17 protein-coding genes are annotated in these 23,673 nt (G+C 21.2%); 15 read left to right on the forward strand and 2 right to left on the reverse strand.

All coding sequences use genetic code 11. The features are described from left to right. Positions 1–76 precede the first annotated feature (76 nt). The 5 genes from ATP_RS02635 (at position 77) to ATP_RS02655 (ending at position 8,003) form a co-directional block, all read left to right on the forward strand. Positions 77–2,326, forward strand: a complete 2,250-nt coding sequence (locus ATP_RS02635) for a hypothetical protein (RefSeq protein WP_012504175.1) — start codon at positions 77–79, stop codon at positions 2,324–2,326. Between the two features lie 369 nt (positions 2,327–2,695). Then, on the forward strand, positions 2,696–4,192 hold the full coding sequence (locus ATP_RS02640; protein ID WP_012504174.1) for a carboxypeptidase M32: 1,497 nt from the start codon (positions 2,696–2,698) through the stop codon (positions 4,190–4,192). Positions 4,193–4,298: 106 nt separating this feature from the next. Then, positions 4,299–4,997, forward strand: coding sequence for a hypothetical protein (locus ATP_RS02645; RefSeq protein ID WP_049821837.1), 699 nt, complete (start codon positions 4,299–4,301; stop codon positions 4,995–4,997). 294 nt (positions 4,998–5,291) lie between these two features. Continuing rightward, on the forward strand, positions 5,292–5,870 hold the full coding sequence (locus ATP_RS02650) for a hypothetical protein (protein ID WP_012504172.1): 579 nt from the start codon (positions 5,292–5,294) through the stop codon (positions 5,868–5,870). Positions 5,871–6,353: 483 nt separating this feature from the next. Continuing rightward, on the forward strand, positions 6,354–8,003 hold the full coding sequence (locus ATP_RS02655) for an ABC transporter ATP-binding protein/permease (protein WP_012504171.1): 1,650 nt from the start codon (positions 6,354–6,356) through the stop codon (positions 8,001–8,003). Between the two features lie 805 nt (positions 8,004–8,808). Here ATP_RS02655 and ATP_RS02660 read toward each other — a convergent pair. Continuing rightward, complete coding sequence (locus ATP_RS02660) at positions 8,809–9,219, reverse strand: hypothetical protein (protein WP_012504170.1); 411 nt, start codon at positions 9,217–9,219, stop codon at positions 8,809–8,811. A gap of 314 nt (positions 9,220–9,533) precedes the next feature. Here ATP_RS02660 and ATP_RS02665 point away from each other — a divergent pair, with 314 nt between their 5' ends. The 10 genes from ATP_RS02665 (at position 9,534) to ATP_RS02715 (ending at position 21,980) form a co-directional block, all read left to right on the forward strand. Continuing rightward, the gene (locus ATP_RS02665; RefSeq protein ID WP_231834336.1) at positions 9,534–10,799 is read left to right on the forward strand and encodes an AAA family ATPase; all 1,266 of its coding nucleotides are present in this window, start codon (positions 9,534–9,536) and stop codon (positions 10,797–10,799) included. Positions 10,800–11,018: 219 nt separating this feature from the next. Then, positions 11,019–11,756: a hypothetical protein gene (locus tag ATP_RS02670; RefSeq protein ID WP_012504168.1), complete on the forward strand. Its 738-nt coding sequence runs from the start codon at positions 11,019–11,021 to the stop codon at positions 11,754–11,756. A 491-nt stretch (positions 11,757–12,247) separates the two neighbouring features. Further along, positions 12,248–13,051 (forward strand): Bax inhibitor-1/YccA family membrane protein, encoded by an 804-nt coding sequence (locus tag ATP_RS02675; protein WP_012504167.1) that lies wholly within the window; start codon positions 12,248–12,250, stop codon positions 13,049–13,051. A gap of 1,027 nt (positions 13,052–14,078) precedes the next feature. Further along, on the forward strand, positions 14,079–14,795 hold the full coding sequence (locus ATP_RS02815) for a hypothetical protein (RefSeq protein ID WP_012504166.1): 717 nt from the start codon (positions 14,079–14,081) through the stop codon (positions 14,793–14,795). A gap of 104 nt (positions 14,796–14,899) precedes the next feature. Continuing rightward, positions 14,900–15,619: a hypothetical protein gene (locus ATP_RS02820; RefSeq protein ID WP_012504165.1), complete on the forward strand. Its 720-nt coding sequence runs from the start codon at positions 14,900–14,902 to the stop codon at positions 15,617–15,619. Between the two features lie 1,592 nt (positions 15,620–17,211). Next, positions 17,212–18,285 carry a metal ABC transporter substrate-binding protein gene (locus tag ATP_RS02695; protein WP_012504164.1) on the forward strand — a complete coding sequence of 358 codons (1,074 nt, stop codon included), beginning with the start codon at positions 17,212–17,214 and terminating at the stop codon, positions 18,283–18,285. A gap of 54 nt (positions 18,286–18,339) precedes the next feature. After that, positions 18,340–19,086 (forward strand): metal ABC transporter ATP-binding protein, encoded by a 747-nt coding sequence (locus tag ATP_RS02700; RefSeq protein ID WP_012504163.1) that lies wholly within the window; start codon positions 18,340–18,342, stop codon positions 19,084–19,086. A 1-nt stretch (position 19,087) separates the two neighbouring features. Next, positions 19,088–20,161: a metal ABC transporter permease gene (locus tag ATP_RS02705; RefSeq protein ID WP_012504162.1), complete on the forward strand. Its 1,074-nt coding sequence runs from the start codon at positions 19,088–19,090 to the stop codon at positions 20,159–20,161. 6 nt (positions 20,162–20,167) lie between these two features. Further along, complete coding sequence (locus ATP_RS02710) at positions 20,168–21,262, forward strand: metal ABC transporter permease (RefSeq protein WP_012504161.1); 1,095 nt, start codon at positions 20,168–20,170, stop codon at positions 21,260–21,262. A gap of 70 nt (positions 21,263–21,332) precedes the next feature. Further along, positions 21,333–21,980, forward strand: a complete 648-nt coding sequence (locus ATP_RS02715) for a hypothetical protein (protein WP_041186045.1) — start codon at positions 21,333–21,335, stop codon at positions 21,978–21,980. A gap of 268 nt (positions 21,981–22,248) precedes the next feature. Here the strand turns inward: ATP_RS02715 and ATP_RS02720 are convergent, their stop codons facing one another. Continuing rightward, on the reverse strand, positions 22,249–22,437 hold the full coding sequence (locus ATP_RS02720; protein WP_012504159.1) for a hypothetical protein: 189 nt from the start codon (positions 22,435–22,437) through the stop codon (positions 22,249–22,251). Between the last annotated feature and the right edge of the window lie 1,236 nt (positions 22,438–23,673).

The following is a 23,673-nucleotide window of genomic DNA, read 5'->3' on the forward strand; positions in this document are numbered from 1 at the left end:
TAATAAATAATATATTTAAATTTTTTTTATTAATAATAATATTATTAAGAAATATAAAGGAGTAAAAAAAAGTTTTATGTTTACATCGAATTTTAAAAATAAAAAAAATTTAAATATATTATTTTATTTTTTTGCGATATGTTTAATGTTTTTGGCATTTATTGTTAGTGTTCCAATAAGTGCTGAAAAAAAAGATTTTAAAGCATTAGTTGATGCTCGAGCAATAAAAATTAGCCCTATAGAACATAAGGTATTTGATGGTAAATCAACACCAAACACATATACAATAAAATCAGACCAAATAGATGCAATAAAATCATTATTAAAAACAGAATTTGACCAAATAGATGGTATAAAAGACAATTATGACCTTTCAGTAGAAATCGCTGAAGGTGATGCAGCAGGTGTTTTAAAAGTAACTGATGGAACAATTAAAGATTTAAAAATTGTTGCAAAAGTGAAAGAAGACAAAAAAACTTTATTCTTAGAAGGAGACGATGCAAAAACAGCATTTACCTTTTCTAATGATCTTACTAAACTTAGAGTTCCAACAACATCAACAGACAAAAAAACTGTATTAGCATTTGCAGACTTTGAAATATTGGAAAAAGGTCTACTTGAAGATTTAGAATCAACAGAATCACAAAAAAGAAAAGCAAATCAAACACACAATAACAAATATAAAGAAATAGTTAAAACAATTATTCAGGATATAAATAAATTAAATCCTTTTACAAAATTAGATGACCAAGAATTTAAAAATTTTACAATAATTACTGTTAATAACAATGGTGTGAAACAAGTTAAATTATCAGGTAAAACTCAAGGAAAAGCAGACGATAAAAGTGAATTTTTAAATTTTAGAGGAGAAAAAACTATTGATTTAAATGTTTCGCCCGCATTACAAGATGCAGAAACATTTATTAAAGCAAAAAATAACAATAGTTTATATATTGGTCCTATAAAAAAAGAGACAACAGACGCAAACGCAACACTAACAACTGAAGCACAAAAAGAAAAAATTAAAACATATTTGATAACAAAAATATTACCAACAAAAGACAATCAAGATAAATTACTTGCAATAACAAAAGACGATTATGGAATTACATTTGACGACACAAATAAAAAAGTTAAAATAAAATTATTAAATACAGGCAAGAAAACAACAATTTTGTCTGCAAACAATGATCTAGTAGAATTATCATTTGATAATGATCTTGAAAGACTTAAATTGTTAGACAATTTCGAAATAGACACAAAAAAATATGAAGAAATAAACAATAAAAGTATTAAAAAATCAGCAAAATACGAATTTATTTTTCAAAATATTAAAGAATTAAATCCTTTTACAGAATTATTAGCGAGTGATTTTGATGTAGATTTTGATTCATCAACAAAAAACGTTATATTAAAAGGTAAAAACACTGGTACACCAGAAAATAAAAGTTATAAATTGATTAATAGTAAAATGACTACATTGAAAGTTAAAGTAGTTGATGAAGATTCAACAAAATCATCCCAATCAAAAAATAACAACAGGGACGATAGACAAAATCAAAATACATCAGGCGAAAATCAACAATCATTACAAAAAACAGATTTAAAAAAATTAATTGAAAACAAAAATCATAATTCTTTAACTGTGGGACCTGTAAGATTTGAAGCATGGGATGTTTCAACAGACCAACAAACAGTTAAAAATGACCAATTTTCATCAGTTATTACTAATAATATACCGGCAGCATTATCAGGTAAAGTAGAGATAGGAGACTGGAATTATAGATTAAAAACATTTAAATTAAAAGTAAAAACTGAAAATCAAAGTGATTTTGTTCAAAATGAATTACAATTAACATTTAGTAATAATCTTAATGACATTTTTTTACCGTCATCAACAACAAAAATTACATTAACAGAAGAACAATTTAACACAATGAAAAACTCAAACAACTCAGATCCTAACAAATATAAACTTATTGTTGATTTTATTAAAACACACAATCCTATGATATTATTAGAATCAAAAGATTTGGAAATAAAATTTTCTGAAACAAAACAAGATTTAATTTTATCAGGTAAAACAATAGATATAGACGGAAATCGTACAGGACTAAATTTTAGTAATACAAAAGTAATTCCGTTGGAAGTTACAGAAACTAAAACAAAAACTAACCAAGAACAAAAAACAACAACTCAAGACCAAACAACAGCAACAACTCAAGACCAAGGAATTTCTTGGTGGATATATGTTATAACTATTGTTTTTGTGGTTACTATAGGTTTTATCGCTTTTAAAATTTTTAAAAATAAAAATAGACAATAATATAATATTTTAAAATTAAAAAAAATATTTTTAGTACGAAAATAAGAATATAAATGTTTAAATTTCTTTCAAATAATTAAAAAAAATTTAAACATTTAGTTCTTATTTTTTTATTTATTTTTCTTATTTATTATTAATAATTTCTAAAAAAGTAGTTTTTTTATTTATTTTTCTTATTTATTATTAATAATTTCTAAAAAAGTAGTTTTTTTTATTTTTTTATTTGTTATAGTTGAAATTTTATAAAAAAATATATAATATTTATAATAATGATTATTTTTTTGATTTAATAATCATGATTTTATTTTTTAGGTTAATTTTTTTTATTTAAAAAAAATGTAAATTAAAATTTAATTTCAGGAGAAAAAAATGAATTTTTATTATCATAAATTAGAACAAAGATTTGAAGAAATTGGGCATTTAGGTAATATTTTAAATTTATTAAGTTGGGATATTGCTTGTAATATGAAAAATGGTTCAGAAAATAGTCGAACTAAAGAAATTATTACTTTAAATAATATTATTCGTAAATTATTGATTTCGAAAGAAAATAAAAATTGGCTTTTAGAAGCTCAAAAAGAAATTAAAGATTTAGATCAATGGCAACAAGTTAATTTAAAAGAAATAGCTTTAACAATTAAAAATAAAGAAATTATTTCTGAAGAATTACAAAATAAATTGATTTTAGCCACTAATCAAGCTGATTTAATTTGGCGTAAAGCTAAAGTTAATAATGATTATGAATTATTTAAACCTTATTTATCAGAAGTTATTAAATATACTAAGGAAATTGCTCAAGTTCGTGCTAAAGCTTTGGGTTTATCATTATATGATGCTTTAATTGATCTTTATGATACTGGAACGACAGTCCAAAGTATCAAAAAAACCTTTGCGGTTTTAAAAGAAAAATTACCTCCTTTAATTAAAGAAATTTTAAAAAAACAACAATTAAAAAAACATTTATATCAACAAATTTCTTTACCAATTAAACAACAAAAAAAAATTAATTATCAAATTATGCAAACTTTAGGTTTCGATACTAATAAGGGTCGCTTAGATGAATCCGCTCATCCTTTTTGCGGTGGTACTCCTCATGATGTTCGTTTAACTACTCATTATTCTGCAGACAATTTTTTGAATAGTTTTTATGCTACCGTACATGAAACAGGTCATGCTTTGTATGAACAAAATTTACCTGAAAAATATAAAAATCAGCCTGTTGGTAATGCTCGAGGTTTTCAATTTCACGAAAGTCAATCGTTATTAATGGAAAAACAAGTTGGTAAATCGAAAGAATTTTTAAATTATTTAACTAATTTATTAAGTCAAAAATTTAATTTAAATGATGATTTATTTAAAACGGAAAATTTATATTTAGCCGCTAATCAAGTTAAACCTGATTTCATTCGGATTTATTCTGATGAAGTTACTTATTGTTTGCATATTATTTTACGTTTTGAAATTGAAGAATTATTAATTAATGATCGATTATCTTTAGATGAACTACCAACCGTTTGGAATCAAAAAATGCAAGATTATTTAGGTATTTCACCCAAAAATTTTACTGAAGGTTGTTTACAAGATGTTCATTGGTCAGCAGGTTGTTTTGGTTATTTTCCAAGTTATGCTAACGGTATGATTATAGCCGCGATGGTTATGGAAAAAATTAAAACTATTTATCCTAACATTAAAAATGATTTCATTCAAGGAGAATTTAGTAATTTAAATCAATATTTAAATCAAAACTTTAGAAATTTTGGTTCTCTTTATTCTAGTGAAGAAATGTTATTTCAATTGACAGGTGAAAAAGAAGTTAATCCATATACTTTTTTAAAATATTTAGAAGATAAATATTTATTTAATTAAAGATTAATATTTTTAATTATTTAATATTTGGATAGAAAAATTTAATTTCATAATTTTTATATTTAAAGTTAATTTTAAAAAAAATAAAGAAAGAAATTTAATGAATATGAAAAATCAATTTAAAAAATTATTTAAACATCGCGCGGATAATGTTTTTAAAATATTATTTGCAATGGGTTTAATTTTAATAGTTTATATTATTTTTACTATACAATTAAAAAATATTTATCAAAAATCATCTATTAAAGGTTCTAAGACATGGTTGGATTTAATTTATTATTATACTAATCAAAGTAATATTTTAGTTTTAATTACAATGACTTTATTTTTTACTTCGTTTAGAAAAAATCCTAAATTTTCTTGTTTAGCTTTTATTACTTTAACATCTATTTTATTTACTGCAATTATTAATCATACTATTGTTTGTCCAACAGAACTTAAAGATTTCAGTTTTTCCTTAGAAACTTATTATCATTATCATCACACTATAATTCCTATTTTATATACTATTTTTTATTTTTTTAAAAATATTCCACCGATAGATATGAAAAAAGTTTATATTAGCTTAATTCAACCTTTAGTTTATTTTTACTTTTTTTTATTTCAAGGTTTATTTAACAAAAATACTAAATATCCTTATTCATTTATTGATCCTATGAACAAAGGTATTTTTAATATTACAAGTGAAGGTGGACAAGGTTATTTTTTAGTTTTATTAATGTCTATCATTTTAACAATTTTATTTTACTTTTATAATTATGTATTAGCTTTTATTAAAAATCGATATTTTTCTTATAGGGGTTAAGATGGTTTTTATCAAAAAATAATGATAATGGCTATTTTTAAATTAATTTTAATAAATTAATTATTGTTATTAAGAAGTTTATTAGAAATTATATTTTTTATAAAACATTAAATACCAAATTATTATTCCGTTAAATAAATAATTTTCAATAAAAAAATGTAACACTTCGTTGCAACATAAAGATTTTTTAAAAATATTTTAAAAAATCAATGTTTTAAAAAATAAAAAAAAATCTAAGTAGTTATTTTATTTTTTTTAAAAGTCTAAAAAAATACAATATTTCAGGGAGTAATAATGAATCAAATTCAAACTATTAATATAAATTTGGATAAAAGTAAATTAAGTACAGTACAATTAGTTTTCGTTACTGTTATAAGTGTTTTGACTTTAGGTCTAGCATGGTTTAGTGTTTATCCTTTTTTTAAAGTTTTTGCTTTTAAACGCGATATTGAATTACAAATTTCCATAAAAAAAAATTTTTTACAAGAAATAAATAATTTACAAAATAAAATTCAAAAAAATATTAATTTTAAAGTAGAAAATTATGATATATCAAAAAATAATCCAAAAAAAGAAAGATCTTTATTCGCATTAGGAAAAATACAAATAATTTTTACATCTATAATCGCAACTATTTCTATTATATGTATAATATTTAATAATATTATTGATTTACCAAATCATGAAGAAACATATCCTTTATTTAGTTTGTTCTATATTTATTGTTGGGAAGTTGTTTATAATGGGAATATAATATTCCAAAAAAATAAATATTCAATTATTCAACTAGAAAATGAAAAAGAAAGATTATATGAAGATATAAAAAATTTTGAACAAAAAGAATTTTTATTATCACAACAAAACAAAAAATAATGATAAAATGCACTATTTATTTTTAAAATAAATAGTGAATTTTTTAAATTATATTTTTATTTATTAAAAATAAATTTTATTATTTTTAAAAAAAGTCTAAGGTTTTAGAAAACTTCGGTGTTCAATGTTATTTCTTTCTTGTAAACTTTTAAAAACTGTTTATTTTATTGAGTTTTAATTTTTGATTATTGTCCATCATTTTTAAATATGAAAATATTTTAAATAAATAAGAAATTTTGATTCAAAAAAAATTCTAATTGGTTAATAAGTTAATATGCAATGAAGAATAATAATTTAATGTTTGTTATTTATTTTTTAATGGTGTTTATTAGAATTTAATTGTATTACTAGAATTTAAAAATTAACGGATTTAAAAGCTTTTTCAGAATGCAAATTATATATTTTGATGAAAAATATAGATATTATTTCTATATATATAAACATCAATCAAATGTCAAAAGAAAGTAAGAGAAAATATTTTTTATGATTCAAATAGTCAATTTAACTAAAAATTTTGCTAATAAATCTCAAATGCCGGTTAATGTGTTAAAAAAAATATCTTTAAATTTACCTGATAAAGGATTAATTTTTATGTTAGGTAAATCTGGTTCGGGTAAAACTACTTTATTAAATTTATTAGGTGGTTTAGATTTTTTTGATCATGGCGATATATTAATCAATGGCAATTCAACTGTTAATTTTAAACAAAGTGATTTTGATAATTATCGTAATGGTAGTGTCGGTTTTGTTTTTCAAGATTTTAATTTAATTGAAGATCTGAATGTTATGCAAAATTTAGCTTTACCTTTACATTTACAAGGTAAAAAAGCTGATCCAGTTATGATTAAGAAATTATTAAAAGATTTTGATTTAGATGGTTTTGAATTGAGAAAAGTTAATCAACTTTCTGGCGGTCAAAAACAAAGAATCGCTATTGCGCGTTCTATTATTAAAAATCCTTCCATTATTTTAGCCGATGAACCCACCGGCAATCTAGATTCTAAAACAGGCAAACAGGTTTTAGAAATTTTTAAAAAATTATCTGCGGATAAGTTAGTGATTATTGTTAGTCATGATGCGGAAAGTGCTTATCGTTATGGTCAAAGGGTTATTGAATTACAAGATGGAAAAGTGTTATCAGACTTATCAAAAAATAATGTTTCTCCATCTCCTCAACAGGGTTTTAATCCGAAAAGTTTCAAAATTGGACAAAAAATTACCCCAGAAATTTTGCTTCAAATGCAAAACCAAAACCAAAATGACTTTAAAGCTTCTTTTATAGCGACTAATCAAGTGGCGAATGATAATACCCACGAACATCGAGAAATGATTAAAATTGGTAGTTATTTACCCCTTAAATTAGCTTTTAAAATGGGCATGAGTTATTTTAAAGAAAAAAAAATTGCTTTAATATTTTTTTTATTAATATCTGCGTTGATGTTATATTGCCAAATTTTTACGAATGCTGCGTTTTTTGGTGTGAAATCATTAAAAAATCTACAAACTCATGCACAACAATTATCCTTACAAGAATCATTAAAAAAAATAGATTTTTTAGATAAGTCGATTCAATTTTTTTTGCAATTTGCTGAAACAACGATAAGTAATGGCACAAAAAATATGTTATATTTAAATTTAATTGTTTTTATAACTGTTTTTTTTACTGTTGGTCGATTTGTAAAACAAAGTATTCAATTTAAAAAAAAAGAAATTGGAATTTTAAGAGCTTTAGGCGCTAGAAGTAGAGATGTGTTTAAGATTTTTTTTAGTGAAGGTTTTGTTATTGCTAGTTTAATATCTATTTTTGCGATTTTGTTTTTTTATTTCATTCCTTTTAGAAATATTTTGATTGAAGATGTAGTAAAAAAAATGATTAATTTTTATGTTGTAAGGTTAGAAAACTGCGAACAAGTAAGTATTATACAAAAATTACCCTCAGAATTAATATCAATCATCGGTAAAATGAAGGATGACTTGATTTCATTTAGAGAAAACATTATTTTTTATTTACATTTAGGCATTGCATTTTTAAATATTGTTGTAAGTACTTTTTTAATTGTATTTATTAGTATTTTTTATCCTATTTATAATTTCGCTCGAAAAAAACCTATTGAAGTTATTTTAAATAGATAATTATATTAATTTTTGCCAATATCAAATATTAATTTATTATATCTTAGTAACCATATAGTTTTTGTTATCAAAAAGTAAAATTTTCTACCTAGTTATTTCCTTAAAACTATTTCGAAACAGAATATGAACATCATGGTGAAATTTTTTAGGAGGTAATTGAAAAATAATTAATCAACATTTATCTCAAAAAGAAATTATTATCATTATTACTAAATTTATTCATCATGATAATCATTTTCTACCCCTCCAAAAATATTGAAATTATCATATTCTCTCAACTTTTAAACTTCAAAACTGGGTATTGTAAAAATTAATCAATAATAAAGGTGAGAGTTGCAAAAAATACCCTCTATTTAATCGTAAATAAAAAAAAATTACTATTATATATATTATATATAATAGTAGAGGTAAAAGAGATTAATATAAAAAAATTTTTCAAGTTAATTAAGGATATTTAGCATTAGATTTTAGTTTTTTAAAAAATTTTTTAATTTTTTTCTGATTTAATTACCCATCAAAATTAAATTTAAATAATTTTGAAAAAAAATAATTTTCTTAAAAATTAATTAATTTAGTTTTAATAAAATAATTTTTTTAGTTATTATGAAGTGAAATTTAATCAACAATTTTTTATTTGATTTGGTGTTTTTTAATGGTCTCATTTTTCTAGCTAATATTAAATAAATATTTTGATTTTTTAATGTGAATGTTTTCAACAGAATAAAATTTAATGTATTCTTGGAACTTAAAATTATTGATTATATAGAATCAAACGTTTTTATAAACATTTATTAAATTATCAAAATTAACTCAAAATAAATATGATGATTAAAAAAATAATTACGATAGTTGATATACCGAAAAAACTACTTTTCCAATCCTCTCGCATAAATTCATATAAACCTTTGAAAAAATAAATTGTTCGATGAAAAAAATTACCTTCTCGTCTTTTTTGTAAAATAAAAAATCTATTTCCTTGATCTTTTTTTAATTCATATTCATTTTGTTTTATATCTCTTTTTAATGTTAAACTTTTTTTTTCTTTTTGGGATAATATTTTTGATTCTAATAATTCTTTATTTGGTTTTTCTTCTAAATTTAAAAAATGCTTACTATCTGATTGAGCTTTAATAATATTACAACTTACTAAAAATATCAAAACTAAATTAATAATTAAAATAATTAATGTTTTAATATTTAATTTTAAATTATGCATAAAATATTCTTTCTTTTAATGTTTTTTTTATTTAAATTTAAGTATCTTAATAATATTATATACATAATTTGTATATTTAAAATTAAATATTAAAAAAATAAAATCATTATTAATCATAAAATAAAAAAATTCATATTATTAATAACTTTCTAACAATAAATATTTTTGAAATTAAAAAAAATTGCCAAAATGGTGAAATAATAAGTTAAATTATTTAATTTTTAAAAAAATTTTAGATTTTAAAAAATTCTAAAGATAATCCAAAATAATAAAAATGTTAAATAAATAATTAGTAAAAAAAGGAATTGAAATCAATGTCAATTGAAAAAAATAATTTAGAATTTGAAAAAGAATTTAATAAATCAAATTCACCAACCGTTTTAAAATCTTCAAAATTAATTGTAATGAAATTATTTTTATTAGTTTTATTTTTATTGTTAATTATAATTTGGGTTTATATGACCATGATGTCCAAGGAATCGAAAAAATTTGATCAGAGAATTGTTTCGATAGAAGAAAAATTATCAAAAATAAATACTGAACACTCCGGCTTCCATTCGAATGAAAAGTTAGAAACTAATTCCAGTGAAAAAATTAATTCAAATTCAAAAAATGTAAAAAGTAATCCACCCAATTCTCCAGAAGAATCAAATGAAGAAGATAGATTACAATTTCAACCCGCAGATACCACTAAATTTTTACCATTTGATAAATTAATCGGTTTTAAAGAAGAAAAAGTGGCAGTTGATGGTTTTATTGATTATATGCGTAATAAAACTAATTATGAAAATATTGGTGATGTTGAGCCGCCTTTAGGAATTTTACTCTATGGTTGTCCTGGTACAGGTAAAACTACCTTAGCCAGAGCTGTAGCTAAAGAAATTAAATTACCTTTTTTCGAAGTTCCAAGTTCAATGTTCTCCCAAAAATATCGCGGAATTGCTACACAAATGGTAAAAGATTTATTTGATAAAGCTCGTGAATTAGCTGAACAAAAAGGTGGTGCCATCATTTTCTTAGATGAATGTGAAACCATTTTCGTTAATATTAACAATCTTGAAGCTAATGCTGAAGTTGCTAATGTTGTGAATGCTTTTAAAACTGAAATGACTTCAATTGATAATAATCCTAATAAACCAGTTTTCGTAATTGGGGCCACAAATCATATTGACCAATTAGAAGAAGCAATTAAATCACGTTTCACTTATAACATTGAAGTAAAACCATTTGAGCGTAAAGAACGTGAGGAATTCTTAAAATTTATGATTAATCGTCGTAAAAATCCTTATAGTGATGAAGCGAAAAATTATTTATTCAAAGTAATTAATGTGGCTTTAGATGATTATCAAGGTGAAAATAGTTTTTTAAAATCAAATCGTACTTTAGAAAATATTTTAAAAACAGCTGTCAATATTTTTGCTAAAAATCGTAAAATTGTTGACCCTAAAATTTCAGAAAATTATAGAAAACCAAAATTACGCGATAAAATTCAAATATCAGATTTAAAAACTGCTTATTCAATGGTAGTTTCTAAAGATACCGCAATTTTAGATAAAATTGAAAATTCGAGCAAAACTTAATTAATTTTAAGTTTTCTGATTTTTTTGGTGATTATCAAATTTTAGTGAAATTTTTATTAGGTCTGACTATTTTTATGATTTTGACATTAATTATTTATAAATTAATTTAAATGTTTTATAAATCATTATAAAAAAGTTTTTATTGAGTAGTTTTAAAATATTTTTTTCTATGATTAATATTAAATTTTTTTTGTTTTAGAAAGGGAAAAGATATGTTAAATGATCCGAGTTAAATTATTTGTTAAGTTTTTTTTATTGATATTTTTAGCGTTAATATTGGTTTTTAATCAATTTATTAAAGCTCAAGAAGAACTTAAATTAATCGATTTAAAATATACTGATTTAACAGATGATAAAGAGTTAATTTTTTCTAAACCTTTGAAATATTTGGAAACGAAAAAATTTCATGAATTTAAACCTACTAGTATTTTTCTGCAAGTTTTTTTAAAAGGAGATAATATAAGAAAACCAATTTTGATAATTAAATTTAAACAACCTAATAATGAATTAGAATTATATTATTTAACAAAACCAAGTGAAGTTTTATGGGAAGGTTCAACGTTAAAAACAGTTAGTATTGTTAGTAGTCAAAGAAATAATCAGGAAAATCAAAAAATAATAAAAGAAAAATATCCTTATAATATTTCTATAAATAATGAAAATGATTTTAGAAAAAAAATGATTAATGATTATGGTCGAGAGGTATTTAATGAACTTCAATATTTAATTTATGGAAATGATCAACAACATACTTCAACATTTAATGAACAACCCATTGAAAATATGAGAGATAAAACTACTAATGATACGATATTGAATCAAGTATTGAAAAAATTTCAAGATTTATTCAGTGATAAACTAACTTTAGTGAAATTTTTCATTGGTATTATTTTATTTTTAAATTTTATAATATTTGTATATAAATTTATTAAAAAAATTATCAATAGTGATAAATAAATTTAAAAAAAATATTAATTTTTAATTTTTTTAAAAATAAAGCAATTATATTGTTTAATATTTAAATCAAACAAATTAACAATTTATTAATAAATTGTTATAATTATAGTAATAATTATATTTTTTATTATTTCAATAAAAATGATTTAATAGTAATAACAACACAAATTGATTAGATATCAGATATAATGATGTATCATCAAAAATATAATTAAATTAAACATAAAAAATAGGAGGATTAAAAAAGATATTGTTTTAAATAAATAATCTTATTATATTGTTTATTTTATATATTTATATTTTTTTAGCCAAAATCAAAAAAATAATTCTTATATTAATATTATCTAAATTAAAATTTAATTTTTTTATGTATAATATATATAATTTTTATAAATAAATATAAACTAAAAAATCAAATAATATAATTTTAAAAATTAAAAAAAATTTAATCTTAATAAATCATAAAAAATAATTTTAAAAGGAGTTTTAAAATGAATAAAAACATAATTTTAAATGATGTTTTAAATAGTGTTAATACAAAAAAAAGTATTTCCATATCTAAAAATAATGTTTCGAGAAAAAGTATTGCTTTAAAAACTATCACGCTTTTATTAGTTACTATTGCAACAACTATCATTACTTTTTTTCTTTTTAATGGTGGTTTAACTGTGCAACCTGCTAAAATAACTGCGTTAAATGATCGTAAAGTTTCTATTATTTTAATTTTGTTTGTTTTACCAATCATTTCTTTTATATTAATTATAGGTTCTAGGTTTTTGCCTGTTCAAATGGTTAAATATGTAGCGATGACATATTCTATTTTTGAAGGCATGTTTTTTGGTGTTTTATTTTGTTTATTAAATATCGTTTATGATAATGTTTTAATGTTGGTAGCTATCGATCTTCTAAGTGTTTCAATTCTTTTTATATTAATGAATTTAGCTTTTTACAATAATATTATTAAAGTTACTAAAAAGTTTGTTATTTTTATTATGATATCGATGTTTATGATTGTTCTATTCGACTTAATAATCCTTTTTTCTAGGGTTTACAGTGGTTATAGTATTAAGCAAATGAACCCATTTTTAGGTGCATTCGTTTCTATTTTTGCTATTATAATCGGTACTTTGAGTTTAGCGATGGATTTTAAATATGCCGAACAAATTATTCAACAGAATATTTCCAAAGAATACGAATGGCAAGTGGCTTTAGGTTTTCAAATCACCCTTATTTATATTTTTATTCGTATTTTAGAATTAATGTATTATGCAGGACTATTTAGAGAACGCAAATAATATTTGGAACTTTAAAAAAATTTAACGGATATTTTAAATAATAGATAATTTTTGATTTTTTGATATTACTTGAGGAAATAAGATTAATAACTTTGATAAAATTGATGTTATTAATCTTATTTATTTATCAAAGATTGTATAATTTACAAAAACATTTCGAAGATATTCAAAAAATTTTAAATAAATATCAAGATAATGAAAAATTAACAGATATCGAGACAATATTATTATTAACATATTGCAGTGGACCAAAAAAATGGAACTACTAAAAAACACAAAAATAAATAAAAAAAATTGTTTATTAAATTTAATTGAATAATAACTAAAAAAAAATATTTTTTCAAATTTTTATTAAAACTAAATTATTTTTAAAAAATTTGACAAAATATTTTTTTTGTTTATCATATAGTTAAATTTAATAAATAATTTTTTCTTTTGGTACTTCTAACGGTTCTATTTTTCTCTCACAAATGATAACAAGGAACCAAAAAATGAACACAAAAAATGGATAACTTTTAAATTGGAATTATATCATATAATTTTAAACTATCAAACAATTAAGAAGGAATTTACTATCTAAATTATATTATTTATTAAATTTTATTTTAATTATTTACATAGTTTTATGAAATATAAAAAAATAATTTGAGGTTTTATATTCATTATATGATGTTAAAAAATAAATTTGCTTTTTTTTCAAAAAATTATTTTATGAATCACTATTTTTTTATTATTGGTTTTTAATAATCAAATTTTTGGGTTGCGTGAGAATGAATTTTCCGAAAGAACTATTAGACAAACAGAAATTATTCACGTCATGTTAGAATCTGATGCTGATGAAAATACAGTTCTAAATTAGATTAAAACCCATATTAATCCTAATTTTAATGGTTCTGTCAGCAATATTTCATCATATAATGCTACAAAAGAAGGGTCTATTTATTGGTCTATTAAGGATGAAGAAGACATTCTAGCTGTTTATTTTGATGGTGGTACTAGAAATAAAAGAGATCGCAATTATGATTTTGTGGATTTAAGATGGTTAGGTAATGGTTCACCCCATATGTATTGTTTTTGGAAAATAAGAGAAGATGTGAATGTATTACAACATCATGATATTTCAAAAGCAAGACATGCTAAAGGTAATCTTGCAGTAAAATTTGCTTCCGCTATAATAGATAAAGCGTCAGATAAAGTGCCAAGTGTTAAAAATATTAAAAACAAAAAAATAACTATTGAAAAAATTATGAAAAAGATTGCTGAAAAAGTATCTAAAAAAACTATTAATAAGTTATCTTTCGGTAATTTTTTAATTACTGGTGCTGCTGGGGTTGTAAGTGAAAAATTAGCAGATTTAGTAGTTGATATTTTCGAAAAAAATAATCCTGCCGCTTTAGAAATTGCCAGTTCATATATTAGCAATTTTGAAGATGTTATAATGAATGTGACCGATTTCGTGGACGATGTTCCAGTAGCTCGTGATTTAGCCAGAGGATTTTTTGAATTTAGTAAAACTATAAATAAAGCAAATAATTATCCAGTTAACGTTTTTAAAGAGGTAGGTAAAAACCTTTTTAATCAAGATAATTATAAAAAAGTAAAAGATCCTTTAGATTTCGCAGATAATATTGGTAGAGGCACCGTTTCAGTCATTAAAGGTGTTGGTGCAACCGTTAATACAGTTCAAGATATTGGTTACGGTGTTTATGACACTCTTACTAAAGGTTTCCGTTTCTTATTTTAAAAAAATATTTTTGAATTATAAAAAATATATAAAGAAGGGAGGTTATTATTATTCAATACAAACAAATAATTAAAGATATCATCGCTTTTTTAATTTTAAGTTCGATGTTGTTTATTACTTTACTAGAATTAAAAAGCAGTCATGTTGATTTTATGAAAAACAAAATAATATTTGGGATTTTTATTTTTATTTCATGCTTTATACTAATAGGAGTATATTCTTATATTTGTTTTAAAATAATACGAGGAACAATATTTATTTATAAAGATCCTAATAAAGCCAAAACCTTAAATAATATTGATTTTTATGAATCGTTGCCAGATGTTCCTAGCAAAGGGAGAGGGAACAAATTTTATAAATTAGATACATATGGTACAGAATTACCTTGGGGAAAAAATTATTTTTTAAGAAAATTATCTCAATTAAAATTTTGGACTGTTTTAGTTACAATTATAATATGGTTAATTCCAGTTTTTCTTCGTGATCCTTCTATATATAAAACCTCGATTTATAATCAAATTATGCATATATTAATTTATTTTTTAGTTATTATGTTTTGTATATTGATAATATATTATGTTTGTGAATTGTACGCCAGTTTTTGGTGTTACTATGTAAAATTATTTCAATTATTAGGGGTTTTCCGTTTTTTAGAAAATGATTTTAATAAAACGATTAATTCTCATAATTATTTTCCGATTAGTATAAGGTATTATGAAAAATTAAAAGAAAAAAATCCAAAACCAAAATCAATCAAAAAAATATTAAAAATATTAATAAAAAAAATATTTAAATGGATCCTCTCTGGATGGCTCTCGAAATGAGAGTCATTTTTTTTAAATAACCTATTATCACTAATTTTTAAACTTAAAAAATTCTTTAATAAAAAATTTGACAAAATATTTTTTTTAGTGATTATTCAATTAAATTTAATAAACGATTTTTTATTTTATTTTTGTGTTTTTAGTGGTTCCATTTTCTGGTCCACCGCATATGATCCAACTGTGTTTTTTACCACACAAATATGGCCAAGTAGAAAGGTGATTATTTTTTAGATCATGATTTTGAAGAAGATAATTCTATCATTAAAAGTTCTCATGAAGGTTTAGATATTCATCATATATTTGAATACGAAGCGAGAAGTTTATCGAAATTCCCAATATGTTGAAAAAGTTTTTTTCGAATATCAAAAATCTTATAATTTATTTTATGGCAATTTATTAGAACATTTTGTTTTACACTTAAAAATTTGTGATTATGCTATAAAAATCCTGGAATATATCATCCTCATGTAGGAAAAAAAGGTGCACAGAAATTATATTTAAACGTTTACCAAATATATATATATATTAAAAATATATAAATATCATTATAAAAATTATGAAAGAAAATTAGCATAAAAAATTTATTATCTAAGATCAGATTTTTGGAAATGTTAATTTTATATGACAAAGTTTAAATCTTTATAAATATACCAATTTTTTGAAGTTTCTCACTCTTTTATAATATTTTATCATTTAAGAAAATATGGTATAAAATTCAATTACATATAAAAAAAATCTAAGTTTTTAAATAAAATTTGATTTTTTTTATATGTAAAAAAATAAATAAATTTCTTTAATAATTAATACTCTTATAAAAGGGTATTGTATTTTTGTTTAATGACGTGTTTTTGATTAATTTTTTATTTATATTTCATTTTTGATAATAATAAAAATGTTTGTGATAGGTTGATTATCTAGAAAATTTGGCTTTATTTTTTTTCAACTATCCTTATTGAAAGAATAAAAAAATACAATTATAAAATTTATTAATTGATCTTTATTTTTTAAATATCAGTTATCAATAATTATTTTATTTTTAAAAAAATTGAAATTAATATAATAATTAATTCTCCATTGTTTTTTTAATTTTTTGTAATCTTAAAATAAAATTCCATCATTAAAAAATAAAAAAACTTCAATAAGTATCGATTTTTTATATAAAAATTAAATTAAATAAAAAATTTAAACATTGAAATATTGATTAATATTGTTATATAATGTGTTTGAAATTATTTAATTAAAAAAATTTAATTTTACGAAAAAAAATATATTTTAATTATTTTTTTAAATACTAGTTACATTAAATATCAGTTATAATAATAATATTAGATAATATTTATTTTTTTCATTATATTTAAAATTTAATTACACTTTGATGATTTTTATTTCAAATTTTTATTTTTTTATTGATATTAATTGTCATTATTTGAAATGAGTTTAGAATAATTAAATATAAAAATTTAAAATATTTGAAATTATATGATAATTTTAAAATTAAAACCTAATAAAAATAAAAATTTATTTTAAATTTTTTTCATTATTTTCAATTGATAAAAAATAAAATATAAAAAGGAGGAATTGGTAATAATCAAATGGAATTAAAAAAAAAAAAAATTTACTTCATTAGCATTTTATTATTAAGTACTTTTTTATTGGTATTTTTAAGTATTTTAACTTTTTTAAAGATTTTGAAGGCTGATGATTTTAAATCTTCTAAAAAGATAGTTGCTACTACTACTATGTTAGGTAATTTATCTCAACAGTTAACCCAAGGGATTAAATTAAATGAAACAAATGATGATTATTTTGAGGTTAAAACTTTAATGACAACTGGAGTTGATCCACATAATTATCAAGCTAAACCAAGTGATTTAAGGCATATTATAAGTGCTGATTTAATGGTTACTAATGGTCTTCATTTAGAAGCGCAAATGCAAAAAGCTTTTCAAACTTTATGTCAAAGTGAAAATCATGCATGTGAGTTTTTTTCAGCAGGTGAATATTTAACATCTAACAATAATCAGGACATAATACGTGGTAAAAGTGACTATCCTGATCCGCATATTTGGTTTAATGTTGATTTATGGCAAATAGTTTGCGAAGGTTTAAAAAAAGAAATTAAAAAAATTATTAAACCTCAAGATAAATCAAAAATTGAAGTTCAAATAGATCGTAATTTTAATATTTATTATGAAAAATTAAAAAAATTAAAAGAAGATATTATTCAACAAATTACTGACACAAATTTTGGTCAATCAGAAGTTTATTTAATTACAGCTCATGATGCCTTTTCTTATTTATGTGATTTTTTAAATAAAATACAAGATGGTGGATCAAAAATACAAACAGAAAATAAAAAAATATTTAAATTAGAACCTATACAAGGAATTTCTACTCAAGATGAAGTTAGCTCGGGTCGGATTTTAGAATTGATTCCTATTATTAAAGCTAATAGTGTTAAAGCTATTTTTACTGAAAGTTCTGTTCCTGAAAATACTATTAAATCTCTCAAAGAATCATCATTAGAATGGGTTAAAATAGTCCATCCCACTACAGACGATAAAGAAAATCTTTTATATTCAGATTCTTTAAATGATAAAAATGATTACATAGAAACATTTCAACATAATATAAATATTATTTTCAAATATTTAAGCAAAAAATGAAAATTTATTGTAAAAATATAATATTTTTTTATAAGAAAGGAAAAATTAATCAATATGAAACAAAATTTCATTGATATTAAAGATTTAACTGTTGCTTATGAATCAAAACCAGTTTTATGGGATATTGATTTAGAAGTACCACAAGGTGTTTTAATGGCTATTATAGGGCCAAATGGTGCTGGAAAATCAACTTTATTGAAAACTATGTTAAATATAATTCCTAAAATATCGGGAAAGATATTATTCAACGGTCAATCTTATAAACAAGTTTATAAAAAAATTTCTTATGTTCCACAAAGAAATTCGGTAGATTGGAATTTTCCCACAACTGTCTTAGATGTTGTTTTAATGGGGCGTTATGGCCATTTAGGGTGGTTCCAAAGACCTGGTAAAAAAGATAAAGCCATTGCTTTAGATTGTCTGGAAAAAGTTTCAATGACTACTTTAAAAGATCGTCAAATATCTGAACTTTCAGGTGGTCAACAGCAAAGAATATTTTTAGCTCGAGCTTTAGCACAAGAAGGTGATATTTATTTAATGGATGAACCTTTTCAAGGTGTAGATATTAAAACAGAAAAATCTATTATTGAAGTTTTAAAGTCTCTTCAAAAACAAGGGAAAACATTAATTGTAGTTCATCATGATTTAGATACAGTCCCTGTTTATTTTGATCATGTAACTTTAATTAATTTACAAAAAATAGCTAGTGGAACTATTGCTGAAAATTTTAACGAAGAAAATATTAAAAAAACTTATGCTGATAATAAATTTCAAAGAAAAGTAACTGAAGTAGGTTTATGAAATGAATTCTATAGATGATGGATGGATATATATATTAAAAATACTTTTAGGAACTTCTTGTTTGGCTATAACTGCTGGTTTTTTAGGGGTATTTTTAGTTTTAAAAAAGCAAGCTTTAGTTGGTGATGCTTTATCGCATTCCTGTATTCCTGGAATTGTCATAGTTTATTTAATTACAAATGAATTTGATGATAAATATTTATTTTTAGGTGCCTTTATTGCTTCTTTTTTAGTTTTATTTTTGATCGAAATAATTAAAAAGTATACCAAAAAAATTAAATATGACGCTATTTTAACTTTACTTTTATCTTCTTTTTTTGGTTTAGGTAAGGTACTTTTATCATATGCTCAAATTCACGCTCCTGATACTAAAATTTCTCGTTTAGATAAGTTTTTTTTAGGTCAAGCAGCCTCAATATCACATCAACAACTTAAAATAATTATAATTATTTTTATAGTAGTATTTTTTATTATTACTCTTTTTTGGAAAGAACTTAAATTATTTATTTTTAATGAAGAATATGCTACAATAATAGGAATTAAACCCAAAATAATGAATTTTATAATCAATTCTTTAACTATTTTGGTAGTAATTATTGGTTTACAAATTGTAGGAGTAATTTTAATTAGTTCTTTAATTATTGCTCCCGGATTAATTGCTAGAAATTGGAGTAATCGCTTATCTTTAAATTTTTTAATTGCTGGTTTTTGTTCTATTATTGCCAGTATTTTAGGTGTTTTAATTAGTTCTTTTAAAATTAATGAATCCACTATACCAACCGGACCTGCTATTACTTTAATTTTAAGTATTTTTGTTTTTTTATCTTTACTTTTAGCTCCTCAAAATGGTATTATTAAAAACAATTACAGACATTACCATTATAAAAAGAAGATTATTATTTTTAAAAAATTAATTCATTTTTATACAAATAAAAATGATTTAAATAATTTAAATATTGAAAAAATTAATCCTTTATTTTTTGAGCAAGGTTATTTAATTTTAAAAGAAAACAAAATTCATTTTAGTATTAAAGGAAAAAAATTAGTCAAAGAATTAATAGAAGGGAGAATATAAAAAAATATGTTTAATATAATACTGATATATCCTTATTTTGCTATTGTTTCCACTTCTATTGCTTGTTCTATTTTAGGTAGTTTTTTAATTTTGAAAAAAAAATCTATGTTAGTGGATGCAATTAGTCATAGTGTTTTATTGGGAATTGTTGGGTCGGTTTTATATACAAAGGATTTATCTTCGCCGTTACTTATTATAGGAGCCACATTGACAGGCCTTTTGACTGCTTATTTATCAGAGTTATTGAGTAGTAATAAAAAAGTTAATGAAGATGCTTCAATTGGAATTGCTTTTTCTTTTTTATTTTCTATTGCGGTTATTATTATCGGCCTTAATATCACTGGAATTAAAGAAGCGCATGTGGATGTTGATGCCGCACTTCTAGGCGACCCTAATTTAGTAACTTTACCAAGGATTTTTAATATTTTAGTAGTTTTATTTTTAAATATTATTTTTGTATTAGTTTTTTATAAAGAATTAAAAATTGCAAGTTTTGATAAAGCTTTGGCATCTTCTTTAGGTTTTTCTGTAGGTTTAATTAATTATGCTTTAATTACTTTGGTTTCTTTAACAACGGTAGTTTCTTTTGATGCTGTTGGTTCTATTTTGGTAATTGCTTTAATGATAGGACCAGCTGCAACTGCTCTTTTATTTGCTAAAAATTTATTTCATAGCGTTTTATTATCAATATTATTAGCTTTTTTAAGTGCTCATATTGGTTATTGTTTATCTATTTTAACAGATTTACCATTATCTGGTTTAACATCCTTCATTACTTTAGTTTTGTTCTTATTAGTGCTTTTTTTTGCACCTAACAACGGAATTATTTCTAAAATATTTAAATATCGTTTTCAAAAAAAGATTTTTTTTTCAATTAGTTTATTAATGCATATTCAAAATCATAATAAAAAACAAAAAAAAATCGATACTGAAATAATTCCCTTAGATTTAAAGTGGTCTTTAAATTTTTATAAAAAATGTCTTAATTTTTTATTTGAAAAAAAATATATTAGATTTAAAGGTAATTATATATTTGTAACTTTAAAAGGGAAAGAATTTTTATATAAAAAGAATGAAGAATTTGGAGTTATTAATAATTAATTTTTATTTATATATATATGTATATATATATTAGAAATATTGGGGGGTTATAATAAAATTTATTTTGAAAATGAAATTAATAAATTTACGTAAAATAATCATAGTTTCTCTTTTAATAACTTCATCTTTTGTTTTAGAAATATTTTCAAAACACATATTTTTATCTAACATTATGGTACCATTTTTTCATATTAAATTTTTTATAATTTCAGGTATACCTTTAATGTTGATGGTAATTATTTTAGAATTTAGATATAGTTTTTTAGGTATAATTATTTATTCTATGATTTGTTTTTTTGTTAACATTTTACCCGGTTCTTATCAATTATTTGCGACATTTGGTTATAAAAGTGATTTTTCTCAATTTCAGTGGATATTTTTAAATTCTTTAACAAATTTTTTTATTCCTTGTTTTTCTTATTTATTTTTATCTTTTTCAAATAATAAAAATATTAATAATTTCGATAAACGTTATAAAATATTTTTATTTTTATTATTAATGATTGTTTTTCAAACTATTTCTAAAACTTTTAATGGTTATTATTTATATTTTGATACTATTAAAGAAAAATTAAATTTACAAAATAAATATTCTATTTTTTTGATTATTATGTTGTTAAATTTATTTCCCAATTTGACTACTAACTCATTTAATTTATTAGTTTGTTTAAGAATTTTATTTTATTTTAAAAATTTCCATTATTTAGATAAAAAATAATATAATAATGAATTTATTTATATTATTTTTTATATATTTTAAGTTAGTTTTAAAAATTATTTATATTTATACTATGATTATTATTTTTAAAATTGATAGAAACAAATAATAGATACTTTTTATATAAAATTATATGTTTTTTTAAAACTATCATTATTATTATAATCCCTTTTTTAAACTTTTTTCTCTTTTTGAGTAAAATATATTTTATTTTTCATAAATAAAGAATAATAATTAATAATTATTTTAGTAAGTTTTAAATTTATTATTAAAACTGATTTGTTGTTGATTTTACAAAGTTTTCTATTGATTGTTGTAAATTGTAAGGTGATGATTCATTATTACTAGAATTTTTTTGTATTTCATTTAAATTTTTTAATAATTGTTCTTTTTCTTGAGTTAAAATATCTATTTTAGTTTGTAATTCGTTATTATATGTTTGTGTTTGGGTTATCATTTCTGTAGCTTTTAATTGTAAGTTTTGTAATTCTTGATTTAAATTATCAATTTTAGCTTGTAAATCTTTTTTATCTTGTTCTGATTTGGTTATTTGTTGTTCTTTTTCAATATTTAAATTATTTATTTTAGCTTGTAAATCTTTTTTATCTTGTTCTAAAATTTTTATTTGTGTGGTTTTTTCTTGTTCTTTTAGACTTAAATTTTGATTTAAATTATCAATTTTAGCTTGTAAATCTTTTTTATCTTGTTCTGAATTAGTTATTTGTTGTTCTTTTTCAATATTTAAATTATTTATTTTAGTTTGTAAATCTTTTTTATCTTGTTCTAAAATTTTTATTTGTTGTTCTTTTTCTTGTTCTTTTAGGCTTAAATTTTGATTTAAATTATCAATTTTAGTTTGTAAATCTTTTTTATCTTGCTCTGATTTGGTTATTTGTTGTTCTTTTTCTTGTTCTTTTAGACTTAAATTTTGATTTAAATTATCAATTTTAGTTTGTAAATCTTTTTTATCTTGCTCTGATTTGGTTATTTGTTGTTCTTTTTCTTGTTCTTTTAGACTTAAATTTTTATTTAAATTATCAATTTTAGTTTGTAAATCATTATAATTTTCTGAATCATTTTCTTTTAAATCAATTATTTCATTTATTTCTTTTTTTTCTGTTTTATTTATTGAATTTAAGATAAAAAAAATTAATAATATACAAATTATGTTAAATAAAAATAAATAGTAGTAATTTTTATTTATTTTTTTATTTTTTTTAAATTTATTTTTTTTTCAATTTTTTTCTTTCTAATTTTTATTGATAAAATATTTTATTTAAGGCATAAAAATAATGATAATCTTATTTTTTTTATACTTATCTTTATGCTTTCAATTATATTTTAACATATTTTTTTAAAAAATATTTTAAATAAATAATTTATTATATTTTAACATATTTTTTTTAAAAATAGATAAATAAATATTATTTACTTAAAAAAAATAATTATAATTAGTTATTTATTTATGTTAATAATATATATAATATTTAAAAATTATCTTGCAATTTCTTTATATATATAATGATTTAAAAAAAAGATTAATGAGATTATTTTGCTATTTTTTTTGTAAACTAAATAATAAAGGGAGGTGCGCCCCGCTTTTCGAAAACCCAAGCAGAGCCCTCCCTCTTTTGTTTTTCTTTTGAGAAGCTTAATAACGATGTGCGCGCCATGGTCTAAGTTATATATATAT

Origin of the sequence: Candidatus Phytoplasma mali (genome assembly GCF_000026205.1) — a bacterium.
In the GTDB taxonomy this organism is placed as follows: Bacteria; Bacillota_I; Bacilli_A; order Acholeplasmatales; family Acholeplasmataceae; genus Phytoplasma; species Phytoplasma mali.

Excerpts from the sequence above, each read along its gene's own strand:
- ATP_RS02635 (WP_012504175.1), top strand. The coding sequence starts at position 77 with ATGTTTACATCGAATTTTAAAAATAAAAAAAATTTAAATATATTATTT.
- ATP_RS02640 (WP_012504174.1), top strand. The coding sequence starts at position 2,696 with ATGAATTTTTATTATCATAAATTAGAACAAAGATTTGAAGAAATTGGG.
- ATP_RS02645 (WP_049821837.1), top strand. The coding sequence starts at position 4,299 with ATGAAAAATCAATTTAAAAAATTATTTAAACATCGCGCGGATAATGTT.
- ATP_RS02650 (WP_012504172.1), top strand. The coding sequence starts at position 5,292 with ATGAATCAAATTCAAACTATTAATATAAATTTGGATAAAAGTAAATTA.
- ATP_RS02655 (WP_012504171.1), top strand. The coding sequence starts at position 6,354 with ATGATTCAAATAGTCAATTTAACTAAAAATTTTGCTAATAAATCTCAA.
- ATP_RS02660 (WP_012504170.1), bottom strand. The coding sequence starts at position 9,219 with ATGCATAATTTAAAATTAAATATTAAAACATTAATTATTTTAATTATT.
- ATP_RS02665 (WP_231834336.1), top strand. The coding sequence starts at position 9,534 with ATGTCAATTGAAAAAAATAATTTAGAATTTGAAAAAGAATTTAATAAA.
- ATP_RS02670 (WP_012504168.1), top strand. The coding sequence starts at position 11,019 with ATGATCCGAGTTAAATTATTTGTTAAGTTTTTTTTATTGATATTTTTA.
- ATP_RS02675 (WP_012504167.1), top strand. The coding sequence starts at position 12,248 with ATGAATAAAAACATAATTTTAAATGATGTTTTAAATAGTGTTAATACA.
- ATP_RS02820 (WP_012504165.1), top strand. The coding sequence starts at position 14,900 with ATGTTGTTTATTACTTTACTAGAATTAAAAAGCAGTCATGTTGATTTT.
- ATP_RS02695 (WP_012504164.1), top strand. The coding sequence starts at position 17,212 with ATGGAATTAAAAAAAAAAAAAATTTACTTCATTAGCATTTTATTATTA.
- ATP_RS02700 (WP_012504163.1), top strand. The coding sequence starts at position 18,340 with ATGAAACAAAATTTCATTGATATTAAAGATTTAACTGTTGCTTATGAA.
- ATP_RS02705 (WP_012504162.1), top strand. The coding sequence starts at position 19,088 with ATGAATTCTATAGATGATGGATGGATATATATATTAAAAATACTTTTA.
- ATP_RS02710 (WP_012504161.1), top strand. The coding sequence starts at position 20,168 with ATGTTTAATATAATACTGATATATCCTTATTTTGCTATTGTTTCCACT.
- ATP_RS02715 (WP_041186045.1), top strand. The coding sequence starts at position 21,333 with ATGAAATTAATAAATTTACGTAAAATAATCATAGTTTCTCTTTTAATA.
- ATP_RS02720 (WP_012504159.1), bottom strand. The coding sequence starts at position 22,437 with ATGATAACCCAAACACAAACATATAATAACGAATTACAAACTAAAATA.